Source organism: Streptomyces azureus, from assembly GCF_001270025.1.
Taxonomy (GTDB): Bacteria; Actinomycetota; Actinomycetes; order Streptomycetales; family Streptomycetaceae; genus Streptomyces; species Streptomyces azureus.
Genome location: NZ_DF968254.1, coordinates 40,961 through 61,527, shown reverse-complemented (window position 1 = coordinate 61,527; position 20,567 = coordinate 40,961). Strand labels below are relative to the sequence as shown.

Sequence of the window (20,567 nt, the reverse complement as noted above, 5' to 3'; positions counted from 1 at the left end):
TGGGGCACGTTCAGGTCGATCCGCTTGCGCCCCGCCGTCTCGGGCTCGCTCGCTCCACCGACACCATCGGGCCTTTCACGCATCGCCGGACCTTGTCTGCCTTTCCCGTGCACGGCCGTTCAACTGCACAAGAAGGGGACACGTGTCCGAAACTGATAGTTCCGTTTCTGGCGATTACGTGAAGTATCCCACGTTCAAGATCGCGAAAAGCGGACAGAGGGCGGCCAAGTCCACTCCCTTGCCGGAAGTTGGACGGCGTGCCAATCCACGCACGTGGCCCAAATGGAGTACTGTGGCGAGCCCTGGGCCCGGTCTCCCATCAGGGTGTACGGGGCCTTTAAGGACCGCCGGGAGGGGGGCTAGTTGCACAGGGTGACAGAGTTCGTCACTTAGCGTTGCGAATAGGTAACCGTGCCATAACGGCGATCCAGGGCCCGCGCCCGACACGCCGGGCAACTCGGCAAGGTTGTGGCAGGCTGCACCCGGGCAGGCCACACTCGACTAGCGGAAGCAGCGACGCACGTGACGTCGGCAGGCACCACCCGGGAGGTCCCCATGCCCGAACTGCGTGTCGTGGCCGTCTCGAATGACGGCACACGGCTGGTGCTGAAGGCTGCGGACAGCACGGAGTACACGCTTCCGATCGACGAACGGCTCCGCGCCGCCGTGCGCGGCGACCGTCCTCGCCTCGGCCAGATCGAGATCGAGGTGGAGAGCCATCTCCGCCCCCGCGACATCCAGGCGCGTATACGTGCCGGCGCGACCGCGGAAGAGGTCGCGCAGATGGCAGGCATCCCCGTCGACCGGGTCCGCCGCTTCGAGGGTCCGGTGCTCGCCGAGCGTGCGTTCATGGCCGAGCGGGCCCGCAAAACCCCGGTCCGCCGCCCCGGCGAGAACTCCGGTCCGCCGCTGGGCGAGGCCGTGCAGGAGCGGCTGCTGCTGCGCGGTGCCGAGAAGGACACCGTCCAGTGGGACTCGTGGCGTCGCGACGACGGCACCTGGGAAGTCCTGCTGGTCTACTGCGTCGCGGGCGAACCGCACTCGGCGAGCTGGACGTACGACCCGCCCCGACGGCTCGTCCAGGCCGTCGACGACGAAGCGCGCATGCTCATCGGCGAGTCCGACGACCTGGCCGCGCCCGAGCCCAGCTTCCCGTTCGTCCCGCGGATCGCCCGGCTGCCGCGCGACCGGCCACTGGACCGTTCCGCCGACCGCGAGCGGCCCAGCCTTCCGGCAGCGGCGTCCGAGCCGGTGGAGGAGAGCGCGGGTGAGCGGGACTCGCTGACCAGCCTGCTGGAGGCGGTGCCGAGCTTCCGCGGCGACCTGGTGGTGCCGGAGCGCCCGGCACCGGAGCCCGAGGAAGAGCCCGTCGCCGAACCCGAGGAAGAGGAGCCCCCGGCTCCCGCCGCCTCGGCCGGTTCCGCCTACGCGGACGTCCTCATGCCGCGCTCCGTCGGCAGCCACCGCGACCGGCTCATCGGCGCCACCGACCGCCAGGCCGAGGCCGACGGCGTCCGACCGGGCCGCAGAGCCGCCGTGCCAAGCTGGGACGAGATCGTGTTCGGGACGCGGCGTAAGAAGCAGGAGTAGCCGGATCAGCTTCGGCTTCGGCTTCGGCTTCGGCTGCACGACGACGAGGGCCGCGCCTTCCGGGCGCGGCCTTCGCTCATGCCGTTACCGGGAATCCGGTCCCACCGCCACCGGCCGGTCCGGGTCCGAGGACCACTCCGACCACGAACCCACGTACAGCTCCGCCGGAATGCCCGCGACCGCCAGCGCCAGAACCGCGTGGGCCGCGGACACCCCCGAGCCGCAGTACACGCCGACCCGCGCATCCTCCGTCACGCCAAGCCCCCTGAAACGGGCGCGCAGTTCCCCGGCAGGGAGGAAGCACCCGTCCGCCCCCACGTTCTCCGTGGTGGGCGCCGACACCGCTCCCGGGATGTGCCCGGCCACCGGATCGATCGGCTCCACCTCGCCCCGGTACCGCTCCCCCGCCCGCGCGTCCAGCAGCACCCCGGACCGCGCCAACGCCGCGGCGGCGTCGGCGTCGAGCAGGCCGGACGCCCTCGGCTCGGGCATGAAGTCGCCCTCGGCCGGTGTCGGCACGGTCTTCTCCAACGGCCCCTCCCAGGCCGGCAGCCCGCCGTCGAGGACCCGCACGTCCGGGTGACCCGTCCAGCGCAGCAGCCACCACGCCCGCGCCGCCGCCCAGCCTTGGCCGCCGTCGTAGACGACCACCGGCGTCCCGGACGACACGCCCGCGCGGCGCATCGCGGCACCGAAGCGCGCGAGGTCGGGCAGCGGATGCCGGCCGCCCTTCCCCGGCGCCGAGGCCAACTCCCGGTCCAGATCGACGAAGACGGCTCCCGGAAGGTGCCCTGCCTCGTACGCGGCCCGGCCGTCGTACGGCGGCTCACCGGACGCCTTGGCCGCGGTGAGCTGCCAGCGGACATCGAGCAGGACGGGCGGGTTGGGGCCCGTCAGGTCGCTCGCGAGATCGGATGCGGAGATGATGGCGTTCATGGCTTCATCCTCGCGCACGGGGGGTGGCCGAGCCGTCCGGGTCCGGCTACTCTGCCGGCCGAGCCGGGGCGTCACGCGGTGTACGGGAACAAGCACATGCTGTACAGCTGAACGACACGTGCCGACAAGCGCGCCGCAAGGGACAGGACACCGCGCATCAGGCATTCTCCCGGGCAGGGGCCGCCCCGCAGGGCATGCCCACGAGGGCTGCGCAGAGCACGCCCACCGCGAGGCCGAGAAGAGAGTGACGATGACCGACGCACGGGAGTCAGCCGGCCCGAACAGCGCACGACCCGCTCGGCACGCGCCCGGCACGCCCTGCTGGGTGAGCCTGATGGTGCACGGGCCGGCCGCCACCCAGGAGTTCTACGGAACGCTGTTCGGCTGGGAGTTCCAGCCGGGCCCCCAGCAACTCGGCCCGTATGTACGGGCGCTGCTCGACGGGCACGAGGTGGCGGGGATCGGCCTGCTGCCGCCGGACCGCCATCTGCCCATCGCGTGGACCCCCTACTTCGCCTCGGAGAACGTGGATCTGACCGCCGAGACGGTGCGCAGTTGCGGTGGCACGATCGGCGTGGGCCCGCTGGACGCGGCCGACGCCGACCGCCTGGCGATCGGCTCCGATCCCTCCGGGGCGGTCTTCGGCGTGTGGCAGGCCGCCGCACATCTCGGCACGACCGTGTCGGGCGTCCCCGGCACGCCCGCCTGGAACGAGTTGCTGACCTTCGAGTCGGCGACCGTCGCCAAGTTCTACCGGACGGTGTTCGGCTACCAGGAGGAGCCGGTGGTGTCCGCCGACTTCGACTACGTGACCCTGAATCTCGGGGGTGGGCCCGTCGCCGGCATCCACGGGCTGGGGAAGGCCCTGCCCCGCGACCGGGGCGCGCACTGGGTGACGTACTTCCAGGTCGCCGACCTCGACGACGCCCTGGACCATCTCGCCCACCTGGGTGGGCACGTCCTCAAGCCCGCCCACGACACCGCACACGGCCCTGCGGCGATGGTCGCGGATCCGGAAGGGGCCCGGTTCGCGCTGCTGGAACCGCGGCGCTGACGGCCTGGCGGCTCGTCAAGAGGGCGAGATGGGCCCCACTGCGGAACAGCGCCGAAGCGTCGTCCCGTCACCGCGGTCACGCGGCGGCGGTGGCACCAGCCGCTGGGAGCCGGGGAACGGCTTGGAGCGGACGTCGATCGTGACACTGCCCGGTGATCGGTCACATGACCGGGCGGCGATGTGACGGAGAGAGACGGGCTACCCGACCCGCGACTCAAGCATCTCGGAGAGCTTCGTCATGCCCCGTGACGTATGGGACTTCACGGCACCGACCGATATGCCCATCGCCTCGGCTATTTCCGCTTCCTTGAGATTCATCCAGTGTCTGAGAATCAGGGCCTCGAACCCCTTCACGGCCAACGGCAAGGCCCACGGTCTCGGCCACCCCGACGGTTTCGTCAAGGTCATCAGCGACGGCCGGCACGGAAAGCTGCTGGGCGCGCGTCTGATCGCCCGAGGTGACGGAACTGCTTCCCGAGCTGACTCTGGCTCAGCAGTGGGACCTGACCGTGCATGAGGTCGCCCGCAACATCCATGCGCACCCCACGCTGGGGGAAGCGGTGAAGGAGGCGATCCACGGCCTCGCCGGCCACATGATCAACATGTAGAGAACACGTGGCGCTCCGGCCGGCGGCACTCAGGCGGAGACGACGGGCAGGACATCCGGCGAGAGCACGCCTGCCCGGGCGGAGGCGCTCGTCATACGGCGACGATGGTGACGTCGGCACAACACCTCGTAGCCGACCTCCGCGGCGGGACCGCTCACGTCACCGACGACGACCTGCTCCCCTTCCACCACCATCTCGCCACCGACCGTGCGCGCATTGTGCGTGGCACGCGCCCCGCACCAGCACATCGCCTCCACCTGGAGCGTCTCGATCCGGTCCGCCAGCTCGATCAACCTCCGGGAGCCCGGGAAGAGGTTGGTGCGGAAGTCGGTGGTGATACCGAAGGCGAAGACGTCAAGATTCAGATCGTCCACGACCCGAGCCAGCTGGTCGATCTGCTCCGGCGCGAGGAACTGCGCCTCGTCCACGATCAAGTAGTCGACCTTGCCGCCCTGCGACACCTGGTCGACGACATAGCCGTACAGATCCATTTCCGGCGCCGCCTCCACCGAGTCGGTCACCAGGCCGAGTCGGGAAGAGAGTTTCCCCTCCCCCGCGCGGTCGTCCCGGGTGAAGATCAGAGCCCGCAGCCCCCTCGCCGACCGGTTGTGCGCGATCTGGAGCGCCAGCGTCGACTTCCCACAGTCCATGGTTCCGGAGAAGAAGACCAGCTCAGGCATGTCGAGTTGAGCACCTTTCGGCGTGCGAGGTCAGGCGGGGCAGATCGGGTTGGGACGTCAGGAGCGTACTTCGAGCAGCGGGACCAGCTGCTCGGCGGGGGTCATCGAACCGTGGTTGCCGACCATCGCCGACTCCTTCGGCTCCCGCTCGGAGGCGATGAGCAGGACGTCGTCGCGCGCGGCGGCGACCACATCGCCGATGCGGCCGTACACCCGCTCGTCGATCTTCGGGCCGAACCAGCCCGCCGCGATGGCCTCGTCGCGCGAGGCCACCCAGAACTGCTCGCCGAGCACCTCGCGCCAGCAGGTCAGGACGTCGTTCGCGGCGCCGGGCACCGCGTAGACGTGCCGGGCGCGGCCCTCGCCCCCGAGCAGGGCGACTCCGGCGCTCAGCTCCCAGTCCTCGTCGAAGTCGATGCGGTGCTGCTCGTCGAACGGCACGTCGATCATGCCGTGGTCTGCGGTGACGTACAGGGCGGTGCGCGGCGGCAGTTGCTCCGCGAGTCGCTGGACCAGGCGGTCGGCGTACATGAGCTGGCCGCGCCAGGTGTCGGAGTCGACGCCGAAGCGGTGGCCGGCGCCGTCGACCTCGGCGAAGTACGTGTAGACCAGGGAGCGGTCGCCCGCGGCCAGTTGCTCGGCCGCCAGGTCCATACGGTCCTCGCCCGTCAGCCGCCCGAGGAACGTTCCGCCGCTGAGCGCGACCCTGGTCAGCGGGGTGTTCTCGAAGGTCGGGGACGACACCTGCGCGGCGTGCACCCCCGCCTCATGAGCCAGTTGGAAGACCGTCGGGTACGGCTGCCAGGCGCCGGGCGGGGTCCACGGCTGCCAGCGCAGCTGGTTCATCAGCTCGCCGGTGTCCGGGTTGCGCACGGTGTAGCCGGGCAGGCCGTGCACGCCGGGCGGCAGGCCGGTGCCGACGGAGGCCAGGGAGGTGGCCGTGGTCGCCGGGTAGCCGGCGGTGAGCGGACGTCCGGTGCCGCCGCGCGAGGTGGCGAGCAGGGACGTCATGAAGGGGGCGTCCTCGGGGTGTGCCCTGAGCTGCTCCCAGCCCAGGCCGTCGATCAGGAACACGCAGTTCCGGTCGGCGGGGGTCAGCTCGGAGATCCCGGCGGTCATGCCCGGCACGCCCAGGCCGGCGGCCAGCGTGGGCAGCAGGTCGGCGAGGGAGCCGCTGCCGTACTCGGGTGCCGGCGCGGAGGTGACCGTGAGCGGTTCGGGGTGGTGGTCCCAGGCCGTGTTCGGCTGTGCCATCAGCGGGCGCTGTCCGCGGTCGCCTCGGAGAGGGCCTGCGCGAAGGCGAGTGCCTGGCGCACGGTCTCCGGTCCGTCCCCCGCCTCGCTGACGCGCAGGCTGAGGTCGTCCGCCGTCGAGTTTCCGGTGTAGCCGTGGTCCGCCTCGCAGTTGGGGTCGCCGCAGGCGGCGGGCTCCAGGTCGATGCGGGAGACGGCGCCCCAGCCGATGGTGAGGACGACCTCACGGGGCAGGGTGCCCGGCTTGTACGACTCCGGGTTGGCGACCACGCGGCTGACCACGATCGACGAGATGCGGCTCAGCTTCACGGACTCCGTCGACGTCGTGGCGTACGGCGTCGGGGAGGTGCTGTCGGCGGCCTGTTCGTCGGTGTGGCTGACGATGAAGCGGTGGTCGGTGAGGACGAGCACCGTCACGTGCCGCCGCACCTCGTTCTGGTCGAACGTCGTCTCCTGATGGACCAGGTACGACCGGATGGGCTCGCCGCCCACGGCGGCCTCCACCGCCTCGGCCACGAGGGCCGGGTAGTAGCCGCTGCGCTCGATCGCCGCCCGCAGCCCCTGGGTCGTCGTACTGGTCTTGGCCATGACGCCCATCCTACGGGGGCCCACTGACTGCGAGGCACCGCTCGCCCCCTGTCAGTACGCGGGGAGGGCCCCCTGTCAGTAAGCGGGGAGGGTCCGCGGGCCGAGGTCGTCGCGGGCGGGCGGGGGCGCGAGGCGGACGGAGGCGCCCAGGACGCTCAGTCCGTGCGAGGCGACGACGACCGGCTCCAGGGTGACCGCGACGACCTCGGGATGGTCGTCGACCAGCCGGGACACCCGCAGCAGCAGCTCCTCCAGGGCGCCGGTGTCGGCCGGTGCGGAGCCGCGCCAGCCGAACAGCAGGGGCGCGGTGCGGATCGAGCGCACCAGCGAGGTCGCCTCCTTGTCGGTGACCGGGATCAGCCGGTGGGCCGTGTCCCCGAGCAACTGCGAGGCGGCCCCGGCGAGCCCGAAGGAGAGCACGGCTCCGGCCGCCGGGTCGATGACGGCCCGTACGACGACGTCCACGCCACGCGGCGCCATCCGCTGCACGACCGGGCGAAGCTCCTCGGGCGTGCCGAAGAGTTCGGTCAACTCTGTGTACGACCGCCGCAGTTGGTCCTCGTCCGCGAGGTCGAGGCGTACGCCGCCCAGGTCGGCTCGGTGCCGCAGGTGCGGGGCGGTGGCCTTCAGGGCGACGGGGTAGCCGAGGGTGCGGGCGGCCTCGGCGGCGGCGTCGGGGGCCGGGGCGGGCAGGGCACGGTGGACGTGGATGCCGTAGTGGCCGAGCAGGTCGCAGGTCTCCTCCGCGCCGAGCGTGAGTCCCTGCCCGCGCGCGAGGAGCCCGTCGATCAGCGTGGCGGCGCCCTTCTCGTCGATGTCCTCGTACTCGGGCACCCTGCCGGGGTCGGCGGCGTCGCGCCGCCACTGCGCGTAGGCGACGGCCTGCGCGAGGGCACGGACGGCACGTTCGGCGGCGGGGTAGGCGGGGATGAGGTGGGAGTCCTCAGGAGGTTCTCCGGAAGGCGCCGGGCGGGGGGCGACCTGAGGGCTTTCGGGGCGGGTTCGCGGCGGATTGTCCGCGTCGGCCTGCGGAGCCGTGCTCGCCGCCGCCGACAGGGCCTCTGCCAGGCCGCCCAGCTCCACGTGCACCACCAGGACCGGCTTGGCCGGGGCGGCGGCCGCCGCGGAGCGCAGCGCGCCGGCGAGGGCCGCGTCCGCGACCGAGCCCTCCCCCACCGCCGGTATGGCGGTGACGACCACCGCGTCGCACCGGTCGTCGGCCAGCGCCCGCGACAGGGCCGTGTGGAAGTCGGCGGCGGAGGCCGCCGTGGTCAGGTCCTGCGGGGGGTGCGGCCGCAGCCCCTCGGCGAGACACGCGTCGTAGGTGAGCAGGCCGAGCGACTCGGAGTTGCCGAGGATCGCCACCCGGGGCCCGGCCGGCAGCGGCTGGCGGGCGAGGAGCAGCCCGGCGTCCACCAGCTCGGTGATGGTGTCGACCCGGATCACGCCGGCCTGCCTCAGCAGCGCCGAGACGGTCGCGTGCGGCAGCCGGGTCGCCCGTACGGCGTGCCCCTGGGGAGCCGCTCCGTGCCGGGCGCCCTGGACCACGACCAGCGGTTTCGCGGCGGCGGTCCGGCGGGCGAGGCGGGTGAACTTGCGGGGGTTGCCGATGGACTCCAGGTACATGAGGACGACGTCGGTGTCGGGGTCCTCGTACCAGTACTGAAGGACGTCGTTGCCGGAGACGTCGGCCCGGTTGCCGGATGAGACGAAGGTGGAGACGCCGGTCACGCCCGTGACGCCGCCGCCGCGCCGGTGCAGCCGGGACAGCAGGGCGATGCCGATGGCGCCGGACTGGGCGAACAGGCCGATCCGGCCCGGGCGCGGCGTCTCGGGGGCGAGGGAGGCGTTGAGCCGGACCCGCGGGGAGGTGTTGATGATGCCGAAGGCGTTCGGCCCGATGATCCGCATGCCGTACGTGCGCGCCTGCCGCACGAGGGCGCGCTGGCGTTCGCGCCCCTCGGTGCCGCTCTCGGCGTATCCGGCGGAGACCACGACCAGCCCCTGCACACCGTGTTCGCCGCACTCGGTGACGACCTCGGGGACGTGCTCGGCCGACACGGCGACCACCGCGAGGTCGACCGGGCCGTCGATGTCGCGCACCGAGCGGTGGGCGGGCACCCCGTCGAGATCCTTCTGCTCCTCGGGGAGGGCCTTGTTCACGGCGTACAGGCGGCCGGTGAACCCGGCGTCGCGGATGTTCGCCAGGACGCTCCGGCCGACGCCGCCCGGCGTGCGCCCGGCGCCGATGACGGCGACCGAGCCGGGCGCGAGCAGCCGCTGCACGGACCGCGCCTCGGCGCGGTGCTCGCGCGCGTACTGCACGGCGAGGGAGCGGTCGGTGGGTTCGAGGTCGAACTCCAGGCGGACGACGCCGTCCTCGAAGCTGCGCTTCTGGGTGTACCCGGCGTCCGTGAACACCTTGATCATCTTGGTGTTGGCGGGCAGAACCTCGGCGGCGAAGCGGCGGATGCCGCGCTCGCGGGCGACGGCGCCGATGTGTTCCAGCAGGGCGGAGGCGACCCCGCGGCCCTGGTGGGCGTCCTGCACCAGGAAGGCGACCTCGGCCTCGTCGGCGGGTGCGGACGCGGGCGTTCCGTCCGCGCCGATCCGGTCGTAGCGTACGGTGGCGATGAACTCGCCGCCCACCGTGGCCGCGAGTCCCACCCGGTCCACAAAGTCGTGGTGCGTGAAGCGGTGGACGTCCTTGGCGGACAGGCGAGGGTACGGCGCGAAGAAGCGGTAGTACTTCGACTCGTCGGAGACCTGCTCGTAGAAGCTGACCAGGCGCTCGGCGTCATCAACGGTGATGGGCCGGATGCGCGCGGTGCCACCGTCGCGCAGCACCACGTCGGCTTCCCAGTGGGCGGGATACTCGTGCCGGTCCGGCGAGGTCTGCATGGGCCCCAGAGTACGGCTAGCGTCCGACAGCGGCGCGAGGCAGTCTGTGGAGGGCGTCAGTCGGGTCGAGGCCGCGATCCGACGGCACCCCGGGGCGGTCGTCACGACCGCTCCGGCGCAGCTTCACGATATGGGAAACTGGTCTAGACAACCCTGAAAACCGAAGGGCAGCAACACATGGCTGAGCGCCGCGTCAACGTCGGCTGGGCCGAGGGCCTTCACGCCCGCCCCGCCTCCATCTTCGTCCGAGCCGCCACGGCCGCAGGCGTCCCGGTGACGATCGCCAAGGCAGACGGCAACCCCGTCAACGCGGCCTCCATGCTGGCCGTCCTCGGCCTCGGCGCCCAGGGGGGCGAGGAGATCGTCCTCGCCTCCGACGCCGAGGGCGCGGACGCCGCCCTGGACCGGCTGGCGAAGCTGGTCTCCGAGGGTCTCGAGGAACTGCCCGAGACCGTCTGAGTGTTCTTTCCCGCCTGATCGGGTGCACCCCGATCAGGGCACCCCGAAGGGCTCGTCCGAATTCACCGGGCGGGCCCTTCGCCATTTCCGGACGCGAGTCGTCGAATTCCCGTTCTCGGGCAGCAGAAATAATCCCCCGTGAATTACCTGCTCTTTGTATACGGCTCTCGTGTTAATGCCGCAGGCTCGCCGTGTTTACGGGATGTTGCGAGTTCCTCACACGCTCGGCCCGCTCCCCGGCGGAGCCGAAACGCAGCCGGTGTGCGCCCGTCGCGCGCTCGGCGTGCAGCGCCGTGACCGCCCGCGCGCGCTCGCTGTCACCGCGCGCCACCGCGTCCACGATCGCGCCGTGCTCGGTCCAGGACTCCACGGGACCGGCCGGCGCCTCGACGGTGTACATCCAGGCGATCTTGTGGCGGAGCTGGGTGAGCATCGAGGTCAGCGCGGGGCTGCCGGAGGCCTGCGCGAGCGTCTCGTGGAACCAGCCGCCCAGAGAGCGCAGGTCGTCGCTGTTGCCCCGGCGGGCGCGCTCCTGGCCGAGCCTGACCAGGCCGCGCAGGACCTTCAGATGGGCCTCGGTGCGGCGCTGGGCGGCGCGGGCGGCGCCCAGCGGCTCCAGCAGCGTCCGCATCTCCAGCAGGTCGGCGGCCTCCTGCTCGGTGGGTTCGGCGACGCACGCGCCCGCGTGCCGCCGAGTCACGACGAAGCCCTCGGCCTCCAGGGTGCGCAGGGCCTCCCGGACGGGGACGCGCGAGACACCGTAGCGGCGGGCGAGGAGTTCCTCGGTCAGCCGGCCGCCGCGCTCGTAGACACCCGCGACGATGTCGTCCCGGATGGCCGTGCACACCGAGTGCGCGGGAATACGCATGACCGACCTCCGTTTAATCCCCGTGAAACGTCGACGAGTGACGCGTGTTCCGTGACTCTATTGCAATGAGCCGGAATTTCCGACGGCGGACCGGAATCCATGGATATTTTTTGGACAGCCGCGCGTCACAAACGCCGAAAGCCCCGGCTCGGGGAGCCGGGGCCTCGGGATGCGGAGTGGTGCGCCGTCAGAGGTTCACGCCGTGCGAGCGGAGGTAGGCGACGGGATCGATGTCGGAGCCGTACTCGGGGCTCGTGCGGGCCTCGAAGTGCAGGTGCGGACCGGTGACGTTGCCGGTCGCGCCGGACAGGCCGATCTGCTGGCCGGGGGTGACCTTCTGGCCCACCGAGACGCTGATGGACGACAGGTGGCCGTACTGGGTGTACGTGCCGTCGTTCATCTTGATCACGATCTGGTTGCCGTAGGACCCGCCCCAGCCCGCCTCGACGACCTCTCCCATGCCGACCGCGTGGACGGCGGTGCCGCTGGCGGCGTGGAAGTCGACACCGGTGTGGCTGCCGGAGGACCACAGGCCGCTGCTGGTCTGGTAGCCGGTGGAGACGTACGAGCCGGAGATCGGGGACACGAAGGCATTGAGGCGCTTGCGCTCGGCCTCGCGGGCGGCGCGCTCCTTGGCCTCACGGGCCTTCTCGGCTGCCGCCTTGGCCTCCTTGGCCGCCTCGGCGGCCCGCTCGCGGGCGGCCTCCTCGGCCTTCTTCTTGGCGGCGGCCGCCTCGGCGGCCTGCCTCTGGGCGGCGGCCTGGGCGTCGATCTGCTCGGCCACGGTGTCGCCCATGGTGACGACGGGGGTGAGACCGGTCTGCTCGACGGCGGGCTCGGTGGCGAAGGCCGGGGCGGCCACGGTGCCGATGACGCCGGTGGTGGCGAGGGCCGCGACGCCCGCCGCGCGGGCCGTGCCGCGCTGCATACGGCTGGGACGACGATGCTTCCCGGTGGCGCGGGTGAACGCCATGGAGTGGCTGGTCCTTTCCTTCCTTCTCGCCTACCGGGTTAGCTGACGGGTTCGGAGCAGGAAGGTCTCCTACGGACCCCCTCGCGGCTCGCGCGGGCGTCCGATTCACCCCAGGGACTGAGTTGGGTCCCCGGCTCCCCTGGCTCGCGCCGTACGGGGACTCGGCGATGACTGTCCGGTGCCGCGGGTGCGGCGCACTGCCTGACGAACAGCCCGGACGAACCTAAGCGGGGCCACTTTCAATTCCCAAACGGATCCCGGTTTTTGTAGCGCATCCCACAGGGCAGACAGGCAACCTCCGCACCAATTCGGGCATAAAGGAGCCCTGGTGCCTTAGAAGACAACCAGGGCCCCTGCGCGAGTGCTCCTACTCGGTGGCGACGACCGAGACTTCGCCGATGCCCAGGGCCTCGACGGGGCCCTTGATCTGCGCCGCGTCGCCGACGAGGACGGTCACCAGACGGTCCACCGGGAAGGCGCTGACGGCCGCCGCGGTGGCCTCCACGGTGCCGGTCGCGGCGAGCTGCCGGTACAGCGTGGCCTGGTAGTCGTCGGGCAGGTGCTGCTCGACCTGGTCGGCCAGCGTGCTCGCGACGGCAGCCGCCGTCTCGTACTTCAGCGGCGCCACGCCGACCAGGTTCTGCACGGCGACGTCCCGCTCGGCGTCGGTCAGCCCCTCGGCGGCGAGGGTGCGCAGCACCGTCCAGAGGTCCTGGAGGGCGGGGCCGGTGTTGGGCGTGTCCACGGAGCCGCTGATGGCGAGCATCGCGGCACCGGTCCCGTCCGGGGCGGACCTGAGGACCTGGCCGAAGGCCCGCACCCCGTAGGTGTAGCCCTTCTCCTCGCGCAGCACGCGGTCCAGGCGGGAGGTGAGGGTGCCGCCCAGGCAGTACGTGCCGAGCACCTGCGCGGGCCACACGCGGTCGTGCCGGTCCGGGCCGATCCGGCCGATCAGCAGCTGTGTCTGGACGGCGCCGGGGCGGTCCACGATGACGACCCGGCCCGTGTCGTCGGCGGTCACCGGCGGTACCGGGCGCGGCTCGGCCCCGGAGCCGGTCCAGGCGCCCAGCGTGTCGCCGAGCAGGGCGTCGAGGTCGATGCCGGTGAGGTCGCCGACGACCACGGCGGTGGCCGTGGCGGGCCTGACGTGCCTCTCGTAGAAGGCGCGTACGGCCCCGGAGTCGATCGCGGCGACCGTCTCCTCGGTGCCCTGGCGGGGCCGCGACATGCGCGAGCCCGCCGGGAACAGCTCCTTGGAGAGCTCCTTGGCGGCACGGCGGCCGGGGTTGGCCAGCTCGTGCGGGATCTCGTCGAGGCGGTTGCGGACCAGCCGCTCGACCTCGCTGTCGGCGAACGCGGGCGCCCGGAGGGCGTCGGCGATCAGGCCGAGCCCCTTGGCGAGCCGGGAGGCCGGCACCTCCAGGCTGAGCCGGACGCCGGGGTGGTCGGCGTGTGCGTCGAGGGTGGCGCCGGCGCGCTCCAGCTCGGCGGCGAACTCCTCGGCGGAGTGCTTGTCGGTGCCCTCGGAGAAGGCCCGGGCCATGATCGTGGCCACGCCGTCGAGGCCGGCCTGCTCGGCGTCCAGGGGTGCGTCCAGCAGCACCTCCACGGCGACGACCTGCTGGCCGGGGCGGTGGCAGCGCAGGACCGTCAGGCCGTTGCCGAGCGTGCCGCGCTCAGGAGCCGGGAACGCCCAGGGCTTCGGCTCGCCCCCCTGCGGCTGGGGGTGGAAATCCATCGTGGCGAGCTCGGTCACTTCGCCGCCTCCTCGTTCTTGTCGGTGGCTTCCACGGTCGCCGCGGACTCCGGGTCTTCGGTGCCGTCCGCGCTCTCGGCCTCCGGGTCGGCCGGGGCGATCGGCTCGTAGACGAGCACCGCGCGGTTGTCGGGCCGCAGACGGGCCTTTGCGACCTCCTGGACCTCCTCGGCCGTCACCTCCAGCACGCGCCGCACGGCGGTCAGGGCGAGCTGCGGGTCGCCGAACAGGACGGCGTACCGGCACAGCTCGTCGGCGCGGCCGGCGACCGTGCCGAGCCGGTCCAGCCACTCGCGCTCCAACTGGGCCTGGGCGCGCTCCATCTCCTCGGCCGTGGGACCCTCCTCGGCGAACCGGGCGAGCTCCTCGTCGATGGCGGACTCGATGACCGGGACCTCCACGTCACCCGACGTCTTCACGTCCAGCCACCCCAGGGAGGGTGCCCCGGCGAGCCGCAGCAGGCCGAAGCCGGCCGCCACGGCCGTACGGTCCCGCCGTACGAGGCGGTTGTACAGGCGGGAGGACTCGCCGCCGCCGAGGACGGTGAGGGCCAGGTCGGCCGCGTCGCACGCGCGCGTGCCGTCGTGCGGCAGCCGGTAGGCGGCCATCAGGGCGCGCGCCGGGACCTCCTCCTCGACGACCTCGCGCAGCTGCTCGCCGATGATCTCCGGCAGCGTGCCGTCCCGGGGCGCGGGCTTGCCGTCGTGGCCGGGGATGGAGCCGAAGTACTTCTCGATCCAGGCCAGGGTCTGCTCCGGGTCGATGTCGCCGACCACGGAGAGCACGGCGTTGTTCGGCGCGTAGTAGGTGCGGAAGAACGCGCGCGCGTCCTCCAGGGTGGCCGCGTCCAGGTCGGCCATCGAGCCGATCGGGGTGTGGTGGTAGGGGTGGCCCTCCGGGTAGGCGAGGGCGGTCAGCTTCTCGAAGGCAGTGCCGTAGGGGACGTTGTCGTAGCGCTGCCGACGCTCGTTCTTGACGACGTCCCGCTGGTTCTCCATCGACTCGTCGTCGAGCGCGGCCAGCAGGGAGCCCATGCGGTCGGCCTCCAGCCAGAGGGCGAGCTCCAGCTGGTGGGCGGGCATGGTCTCGAAGTAGTTGGTCCGCTCGAAGCTGGTGGTGCCGTTCAGCGAGCCGCCCGCGCCCTGGACGAGCTCGAAGTGGCCGTTGCCCTTCACCTGGGCGGAACCCTGGAACATCAGGTGCTCGAAAAGGTGAGCCAGGCCTGTGCGCCCCTTGACTTCGTGGCGCGAGCCGACGTCGTACCAGAGGCACACCGCCGCGACCGGGGTCAGGTGGTCCTCGGAGAGCACCACGCGCAGGCCGTTGGCCAGGCGGTGCTCGGTCGCTGTCAGGCCCCCGGAGCCTGCCTGGGCTGTGGCCGTGTGACCCATGGGCATGTACGTCCCTTCGATCGCGGCGCGGTCGTTCGAACCGCGGTTTTCCTGGCGAGTCCTGCCACTGTATGCAAGCGTGCGGGGCCCTGGTGAAGTTCCCGGGGGGCGTACGCGGAGAGCGAGAGAGGGAAGCGGCCGGGGGCGGTGTGCGGTGGTGACAGCGTGCCTCGCCCGGGGCCCGGGGACCGCGGTGTCCGCGCACGGTGACCCCGGCACACGGCAGGCCGCCCGGAGCCGGGAGGGCGCCGGACGAAAGACCGCGGACGGGCCGGGCCCACGGCAGTCCTCCGACGGGGTCCCGGCGGCCGCCGCGGCCCGGCGAGCGGCACCCTCGGCCGGTGTGCGAACCCCTGTCGGTGAGGCCGTAGACAGGGTCCTGGTCCCGGTTGTCAGTGCGGCGGTCCACAATGGTCGGCGTCAGATCTCGTTCCACGCTTCAGCAAGGAGCCGGCAGCGATGGCCCGCCGCAGCACGAAGACCCCGCCGCCCGACGACTCGTACGAGGAGAGAATCCTCGACATCGACGTCGTCGACGAGATGCAGGGCTCCTTCCTCGAGTACGCGTACTCGGTCATCTACTCCCGCGCCCTGCCCGACGCGCGCGACGGCCTCAAGCCGGTGCACCGCCGCATCGTCTACCAGATGAACGAGATGGGCCTGCGCCCCGAGCGCGGGTACGTCAAGTGCGCCCGCGTCGTCGGCGAGGTGATGGGCAAGCTGCACCCGCACGGCGACACGTCGATCTACGACGCCCTCGTGCGCATGGCCCAGCCCTTCTCGATGCGCGTCCCCCTGGTCGACGGCCACGGCAACTTCGGCTCGCTGGGCAACGACGACCCGCCGGCCGCCATGCGGTACACCGAGTGCCGGATGGCCGAGGCGACGAGCCTGATGACGGAGTCCATCGAAGAGGACACCGTCGACTTCAACCCCAACTACGACGGCCAGGAGCAGGAACCGGTGGCGCTGCCGGCCGCCTTCCCGAACCTCCTGGTCAACGGCGCCTCGGGCATCGCGGTCGGTATGGCCACGAACATGCCGCCGCACAACCTGCGCGAGGTGATCGCCGCCGCCCGCCACCTGATCAGGCACCCGAACGCCGATCTCGACGCCCTGATGAAGCACGTCCCGGGCCCGGACCTGCCCACCGGTGGCCGCATCGTCGGCCTGTCCGGCATCCGGGACGCGTACGAGACGGGCCGCGGCACCTTCAAGATGCGCGCGACGGTGTCCGTGGACAACGTGACGGCGCGCCGCAAGGGCCTCGTCGTCACGGAGCTGCCCTTCACGGTCGGCCCGGAGAAGGTGATCGCCAAGATCAAGGACCTGGTCGGTTCGAAGAAGCTCCAGGGCATCGCCGATGTCAAGGACCTCACGGACCGCGCCCACGGCCTGCGCCTGGTCATCGAGATCAAGAACGGCTTCGTGCCGGAGGCGGTTCTGGAGCAGCTGTACAAGCTGACGCCGATGGAGGAGTCCTTCGGCATCAACAACGTCGCCCTGGTCGACGGCCAGCCGCTCACGCTGGGTCTGAAGGAGCTGCTGGAGGTCTATCTCGACCACCGCTTCAACGTCGTGCGGCGGCGTTCGGAGTTCCGCCGCGGCAAGAAGCGCGACCGGCTGCACCTGGTCGAGGGTCTGCTGACGGCCCTGCTGGACATCGACGAGGTCATCCGCCTCATCCGCTCCAGCGAGAACTCCGCGCAGGCCAAGCAGCGCCTGATGGAGCAGTTCTCGCTGAGCGAGGTGCAGACGCAGTACATCCTCGACACTCCCCTGCGCCGCCTGACCAAGTACGACCGCATCGAGCTGGAAGCGGAGAAGGACCGGCTCAACGCGGAGATCGAGGAACTGACCCGGATCCTCGACTCGGACACGGAGCTGCGCAAGCTGGTCTCCACCGAACTGGCCAACGTCGCCAAGAAGTTCGGCACCGACCGGCGTACGGACCTGCTGGAGTCGGGTGGTGCCCCGGTCGCCGCCGTGCCGCTCCAGGTGGCCGACGACCCGTGCCGGGTGCTGCTGTCCTCGACTGGTCTGCTGGCCCGTACGGCGAACGGCGAGCCGTTCGCGGAGGACGCCGGCACCAAGCGCGTGAAGCACGACGTGATCGTCTCGGCGGTGCCTGCCACCGCCCGCGGCGAGGTGGGCGCGGTCACCTCGGCGGGCCGGCTGCTGCGGCTGAACGTGATCGACCTGCCCCAGCTCCCGGAGTCGATGCCGACGCCGAACCTCGCGGGAGGCGCCCCCCTGGCGGAGTTCGTCTCCCTGGAGGACGACGAGACGGTGGTGTGCCTGACGACGTTCGACGAGTCGTCGCCGGGTCTGGCGCTCGGCACGGCACAGGGCGTCGTCAAGCGCGTGGTACCGGACTACCCGGCCAACAAGGAAGAGCTCGAGGTGATCACCCTCAAGGAGGGCGACCGGATCGTCGGCGCGGTCGAGCTGCGCACCGGCGAGGAGGATCTGGTCTTCATCACCGACGACTCCCAGCTGCTGCGTTTCCAGGCGTCCCAGGTCCGCCCGCAGGGCCGCCCGGCCGGCGGTGTGGCCGGCATCAAGCTCTCCGAGGGTGCGAAGGTCATCTCGTTCACGGCGGTGGACCCGGCGGTGGACGCCGTCGTCTTCACCGTCGCCGGCTCGCGGGGCACGCTGGACGACTCCGTGCAGACGACGGCCAAGATGACCCCGTTCGACCAGTACCCGCGCAAGGGCCGCGCCACCGGCGGCGTCCGCTGCCAGCGGTTCCTGAAGGGCGAGGACTGCCTGTCCCTGGCCTGGGCGGGCCCGGCCCCGGCCCTCGCCGCGCAGAAGAACGGCACACCGGCCGACCTCCCGGAGATGGACCCGCGGCGCGACGGCTCGGGTGTGTCCCTGGCGAAGACGGTGGCCGTGGTGGCCGGGCCGGTATAGAGCCCTCCGGCGGAGGGCTCAGGCAGGCTCTGCCGGGTCCTCCTCCGGGTTCTGTACGTACCGCAGGACACCCCACATGCCGCGCTCGTCGGCGTGTGGGGCGTCGCTGCTGCACGCGCCGAGTTCCTTGTCGAGGGCGGAGGCGTCGATGCCGGAGCCGATGAGCACCAGCTGGGTGAGGCGTTCGCCGCCGGCCGGCCAGGGCTCCGGGTAGAAGCGCAGGAACCGCCCGACGGCATGGACGGCGTAGCGGTTCAGCACGTCGCACGGCCCGAAGTCGACGTAGCCCTTGATCCGGTACAGCCCTTCGGGCCGGCTGTCGAGGAACTCCATCAGCCGGCGCGGGTCGAGGGGCTCCCGCGAGACGAACGACAGGCTGTCGTAGGCACTGTGCAGGTGTTCGGCGTGGTCGTCCGCGCCGTGCTCGTGCAGGTCGTCGAAGGACAGCTGCCCGATGCGTTCCTCGCTCGGCCGGCAGTCGAAGAGGAACTCGGGGGCGATCCGGCCGTAGGAGGCCGGGACGACGGCGGCGCGGTCGACGAGGGACCGGACCAGTCCGAGGACGCCTTCGCCGTCCGCCGCCCGGTCGACCTTGTTGACCACGACGAGATCGGCCAGCGCGAGATGCCGGTCGATCTCGGGATGCCTGGACCGGGTGTCGTCGAACTCTGCGGCGTCGACGACCTCGACGAGCCCGCCGTACACGATCCCCGGGTGCTCACTGGCGAGCACCATCCGCACGAGTTCCTGCGGCTCGGCCAGCCCGCTCGCCTCGATGACGATGACGTCGATGCCGAGGGAGGGCTCCGCGAGCCGTTCCAGGTACTGGTCCAGCTCGCTCGCGTCGACGGCACAGCACAGACATCCGTTGCCCAGCGAGACCGTCGAGTCGCCGAGCGCTCCCGCCACGGCCATCGCGTCGATCTCGATGGCCCCGAAGTCGTTGACGATGGCGCCGATACGACTGCCGCCGCTGCGGTGGAGGAGGTGGTTGAGGAGTGTGGTCTTTCCCGAGCCGAGGAATCCGGCCAGGACGACGACCGGGATCTGCTGCGGTTCCGGGCTCGGCAGGCTCACCGTGCGACCTCTCTCACGCTGACGCGTGCACCGGCTCGCTTTCCCGGCACACGTACGAGGATGGGCCGCCCAGGATACGAGCCGTGGGAATCGCGACGAAGTGAACGATTGTTAGCAGCACTCGCGGGGCAGACGTTGGGCATGGCGCCGGTTTGTGCGACCCTCGCTTCCCTCCGTGCGCCTCCTCTCCGCCTCCCCGCCGATCAGAGCCGCTCGGCACTCTGGGAGACGGCAAGCGCCGCCCACCGCTCGCCGGTCCCCTCCAGTCGACCCGCGTACCGACGACCGGCGGACGGCCGCCTGAACCGGGGGTTGACATGGACACACGGAATTTGAGCTTTCGAGGGCTGGGCGCCACCGCCTCGGCGGGGATCGCCCTGGCGGCGGGCGCCGCCGTCGCCATGGCCGTGCGGTGGCCCACGTACCACGCGTTGCGCGCACGGATCGAGCATCTGGAGGAGGCCGCACAGTCACAGCGCCGGAGCAGCTTCGCCCACCAGCAACGCCTGCACTGGGAGTTGCTGAGCAAGGCGATGGACGACCCGGAGCTGGCCGAGGTGCTGGACGCGTACGACGGGACCGTCTCGCCCAGGAAGCTCCGCCAGTTCCTCTTCGCCAACGCCCTCTACACGAACGCCCTGTGCTACTACCGCATGGGCAACATGAACCGGGAGGAGTTCTTCGGTTTCGCCCGGAGCATGCTGCAGAACCCCGTCTTCAGGGAGTACTGGTACGCCTCCCGCCCGCATCGGGCGACTCTCGCCGACTCCTCCGAGGAGGCAAGGCTCGGCCGTATGGTCGACGATCTTCTCGCGCAGCTCGAGGAGGCGGACACCGACGAGTGGTGGGTGGTCGGGGAGCTGCCCAGCGAGTAGTGCCGGACGTCGGCCGTAAGCGCCGTACCTTCCGTTCACTCTCCTGAACGCATCACACGGCTGGGCGATAACGAACCCATAAACCGGCGCGTTTCCCCAGTTGCCAACAAGGTTGACTACTGCGCATCCCGCGATCCGGGGCGACCACCGCCGAACCGCCGCTCCACGCCGCCCGGTTGTCGAGGCCGCGGCCCCACAGGGCCGCATCGCACCGCAGGCTACAGTGCGCACCAAGCCTCGAGATCAAAAGGAACGTCAGAACAGTGAGCCACATCATCCGTCGGATTGGCACCCCTCCCAGCGCGCGGGGAAGTGCGACTGGCGCCAATTGCCCCGATATCTTCGAGCTGTCCGACGGCAGGTTCGCTGTGATCGGCACCGACGTCACCGATGAACTCGACGGAAAGCTCCCCGGCGACGCGTCCCGGGCCGACTACGAGCGCATCGTCGTGGTCACACGCAGGACGCTCATCGATGCCAAGGCGGACATTCCTGACGCCTGATCTCGTCGGATGCCCGTCGGGCCGAAGGGTCAGGTGCCTGTCGAGCCGGGGTTATCGGGCACTCGTCGAGGCGGCGGATCGGGCACTCGTCGAGCCGGCGCTGGGCCTCGGGCCCGGCACCTCTTGGTGCCGGGCCGTT

16 protein-coding genes, 2 pseudogenes and 1 riboswitch are annotated in these 20,567 nt (G+C 71.4%); of the genes and pseudogenes, 7 read left to right on the top strand and 11 right to left on the bottom strand.

Translation table 11 applies throughout. The features are described from left to right. Positions 1-555: 555 nt before the first annotated feature. The gene (gene sepH, locus AOQ53_RS14370) at positions 556-1,590 is read left to right on the top strand and encodes a septation protein SepH (RefSeq protein WP_059417435.1); all 1,035 of its coding nucleotides are present in this window, start codon (positions 556-558) and stop codon (positions 1,588-1,590) included. Positions 1,591-1,674: 84 nt separating this feature from the next. On the opposite strand, the gene AOQ53_RS14365 is transcribed toward sepH, so the two are convergent. Then, complete coding sequence (locus tag AOQ53_RS14365; RefSeq protein WP_059417434.1) at positions 1,675-2,526, bottom strand: sulfurtransferase; 852 nt, start codon at positions 2,524-2,526, stop codon at positions 1,675-1,677. A 250-nt stretch (positions 2,527-2,776) separates the two neighbouring features. Here AOQ53_RS14365 and AOQ53_RS14360 point away from each other — a divergent pair, with 250 nt between their 5' ends. Further along, positions 2,777-3,580 (top strand): VOC family protein, encoded by an 804-nt coding sequence (locus tag AOQ53_RS14360; protein ID WP_059417433.1) that lies wholly within the window; start codon positions 2,777-2,779, stop codon positions 3,578-3,580. Between the two features lie 198 nt (positions 3,581-3,778). Here the strand turns inward: AOQ53_RS14360 and AOQ53_RS40950 are convergent. Continuing rightward, a pseudogene (locus AOQ53_RS40950) lies at positions 3,779-3,922 on the bottom strand (sigma factor-like helix-turn-helix DNA-binding protein); the annotation flags it as partial. Here AOQ53_RS40950 and AOQ53_RS40945 point away from each other — a divergent pair. Beyond that, positions 3,918-4,188, top strand: a pseudogene (locus tag AOQ53_RS40945) (dihydrolipoyl dehydrogenase); the annotation flags it as partial. The pseudogenes AOQ53_RS40950 and AOQ53_RS40945 overlap by 5 nt on opposite strands. 29 nt (positions 4,189-4,217) lie before the next feature. Here the strand turns inward: AOQ53_RS40945 and AOQ53_RS14355 are convergent. From AOQ53_RS14355 to AOQ53_RS14340, 4 genes are all read right to left on the bottom strand, one after another. Beyond that, positions 4,218-4,868: a thymidine kinase gene (locus tag AOQ53_RS14355; RefSeq protein ID WP_059417432.1), complete on the bottom strand. Its 651-nt coding sequence runs from the start codon at positions 4,866-4,868 to the stop codon at positions 4,218-4,220. Positions 4,869-4,925: 57 nt separating this feature from the next. After that, a complete protein-coding gene (locus AOQ53_RS14350; protein WP_059417431.1) occupies positions 4,926-6,122 on the bottom strand; it encodes an alkaline phosphatase family protein in 1,197 nt (398 codons plus the stop codon). Then, the gene (locus AOQ53_RS14345; protein ID WP_099054597.1) at positions 6,122-6,709 is read right to left on the bottom strand and encodes a DUF5998 family protein; all 588 of its coding nucleotides are present in this window, start codon (positions 6,707-6,709) and stop codon (positions 6,122-6,124) included. Before AOQ53_RS14345 ends, AOQ53_RS14350 begins: the two co-directional genes overlap by 1 nt. 75 nt (positions 6,710-6,784) lie before the next feature. Further along, on the bottom strand, positions 6,785-9,610 hold the full coding sequence (locus AOQ53_RS14340; protein ID WP_059417429.1) for a bifunctional acetate--CoA ligase family protein/GNAT family N-acetyltransferase: 2,826 nt from the start codon (positions 9,608-9,610) through the stop codon (positions 6,785-6,787). A gap of 177 nt (positions 9,611-9,787) precedes the next feature. Between AOQ53_RS14340 and AOQ53_RS14335 the strand changes: the two genes are divergently transcribed. Continuing rightward, on the top strand, positions 9,788-10,069 hold the full coding sequence (locus tag AOQ53_RS14335; protein ID WP_003993478.1) for an HPr family phosphocarrier protein: 282 nt from the start codon (positions 9,788-9,790) through the stop codon (positions 10,067-10,069). 172 nt (positions 10,070-10,241) lie between these two features. Here AOQ53_RS14335 and AOQ53_RS14330 read toward each other — a convergent pair whose 3' ends face one another. The 4 genes from AOQ53_RS14330 to AOQ53_RS14315 all read right to left on the bottom strand — a co-directional run bounded on the left by AOQ53_RS14330 (position 10,242) and on the right by AOQ53_RS14315 (position 15,057). Then, a complete protein-coding gene (locus AOQ53_RS14330; protein WP_059417428.1) occupies positions 10,242-10,937 on the bottom strand; it encodes a GntR family transcriptional regulator in 696 nt (231 codons plus the stop codon). Between the two features lie 187 nt (positions 10,938-11,124). Continuing rightward, positions 11,125-11,910, bottom strand: coding sequence for a M23 family metallopeptidase (locus tag AOQ53_RS14325; protein ID WP_059417427.1), 786 nt, complete (start codon positions 11,908-11,910; stop codon positions 11,125-11,127). Positions 11,911-11,923: 13 nt separating this feature from the next. After that, a riboswitch (cyclic di-AMP (ydaO/yuaA leader) is annotated at positions 11,924-12,087 on the bottom strand. A gap of 190 nt (positions 12,088-12,277) precedes the next feature. Next, positions 12,278-13,666 (bottom strand): M16 family metallopeptidase, encoded by a 1,389-nt coding sequence (locus tag AOQ53_RS14320; protein WP_059417426.1) that lies wholly within the window; start codon positions 13,664-13,666, stop codon positions 12,278-12,280. Continuing rightward, a complete protein-coding gene (locus AOQ53_RS14315) occupies positions 13,663-15,057 on the bottom strand; it encodes a M16 family metallopeptidase (RefSeq protein ID WP_059417425.1) in 1,395 nt (464 codons plus the stop codon). Before AOQ53_RS14315 ends, AOQ53_RS14320 begins: the two co-directional genes overlap by 4 nt. A 459-nt stretch (positions 15,058-15,516) precedes the next feature. On the opposite strand from AOQ53_RS14315, the gene AOQ53_RS14310 reads away from it, so the two are divergent. Next, positions 15,517-17,973, top strand: a complete 2,457-nt coding sequence (locus tag AOQ53_RS14310; protein WP_059417424.1) for a DNA gyrase/topoisomerase IV subunit A — start codon at positions 15,517-15,519, stop codon at positions 17,971-17,973. 18 nt (positions 17,974-17,991) lie between these two features. On the opposite strand, the gene AOQ53_RS14305 is transcribed toward AOQ53_RS14310, so the two are convergent. Then, positions 17,992-19,050, bottom strand: coding sequence for a CobW family GTP-binding protein (locus AOQ53_RS14305; protein ID WP_059417423.1), 1,059 nt, complete (start codon positions 19,048-19,050; stop codon positions 17,992-17,994). 317 nt (positions 19,051-19,367) lie between these two features. Between AOQ53_RS14305 and AOQ53_RS14300 the strand changes: the two genes are divergently transcribed. Next, complete coding sequence (locus tag AOQ53_RS14300) at positions 19,368-19,925, top strand: DUF6082 family protein (protein ID WP_059417422.1); 558 nt, start codon at positions 19,368-19,370, stop codon at positions 19,923-19,925. 263 nt (positions 19,926-20,188) lie between these two features. Beyond that, positions 20,189-20,428: a hypothetical protein gene (locus tag AOQ53_RS14295; RefSeq protein ID WP_174523284.1), complete on the top strand. Its 240-nt coding sequence runs from the start codon at positions 20,189-20,191 to the stop codon at positions 20,426-20,428. The last annotated feature ends 139 nt before the right edge of the window (positions 20,429-20,567 follow it).

What these genes read in the sequence shown, in the direction of transcription:
- AOQ53_RS14360 (WP_059417433.1), top strand. Translation starts at nt 2,777, where the DNA reads ATGACCGACGCACGGGAGTCAGCCGGCCCGAACAGCGCACGACCCGCT.
- AOQ53_RS14300 (WP_059417422.1), top strand. Translation starts at nt 19,368, where the DNA reads ATGGACACACGGAATTTGAGCTTTCGAGGGCTGGGCGCCACCGCCTCG.
- AOQ53_RS14350 (WP_059417431.1), bottom strand. Translation starts at nt 6,122, where the DNA reads ATGGCACAGCCGAACACGGCCTGGGACCACCACCCCGAACCGCTCACG.
- AOQ53_RS14310 (WP_059417424.1), top strand. Translation starts at nt 15,517, where the DNA reads ATGGCCCGCCGCAGCACGAAGACCCCGCCGCCCGACGACTCGTACGAG.
- AOQ53_RS14325 (WP_059417427.1), bottom strand. Translation starts at nt 11,910, where the DNA reads ATGGCGTTCACCCGCGCCACCGGGAAGCATCGTCGTCCCAGCCGTATG.
- AOQ53_RS14355 (WP_059417432.1), bottom strand. Translation starts at nt 4,868, where the DNA reads ATGCCTGAGCTGGTCTTCTTCTCCGGAACCATGGACTGTGGGAAGTCG.
- AOQ53_RS14335 (WP_003993478.1), top strand. Translation starts at nt 9,788, where the DNA reads ATGGCTGAGCGCCGCGTCAACGTCGGCTGGGCCGAGGGCCTTCACGCC.
- AOQ53_RS14330 (WP_059417428.1), bottom strand. Translation starts at nt 10,937, where the DNA reads ATGCGTATTCCCGCGCACTCGGTGTGCACGGCCATCCGGGACGACATC.
- AOQ53_RS14345 (WP_099054597.1), bottom strand. Translation starts at nt 6,709, where the DNA reads ATGGCCAAGACCAGTACGACGACCCAGGGGCTGCGGGCGGCGATCGAG.
- AOQ53_RS14365 (WP_059417434.1), bottom strand. Translation starts at nt 2,526, where the DNA reads ATGAACGCCATCATCTCCGCATCCGATCTCGCGAGCGACCTGACGGGC.
- sepH (WP_059417435.1), top strand. Translation starts at nt 556, where the DNA reads ATGCCCGAACTGCGTGTCGTGGCCGTCTCGAATGACGGCACACGGCTG.
- AOQ53_RS14340 (WP_059417429.1), bottom strand. Translation starts at nt 9,610, where the DNA reads ATGCAGACCTCGCCGGACCGGCACGAGTATCCCGCCCACTGGGAAGCC.
- AOQ53_RS14315 (WP_059417425.1), bottom strand. Translation starts at nt 15,057, where the DNA reads ATGGGTCACACGGCCACAGCCCAGGCAGGCTCCGGGGGCCTGACAGCG.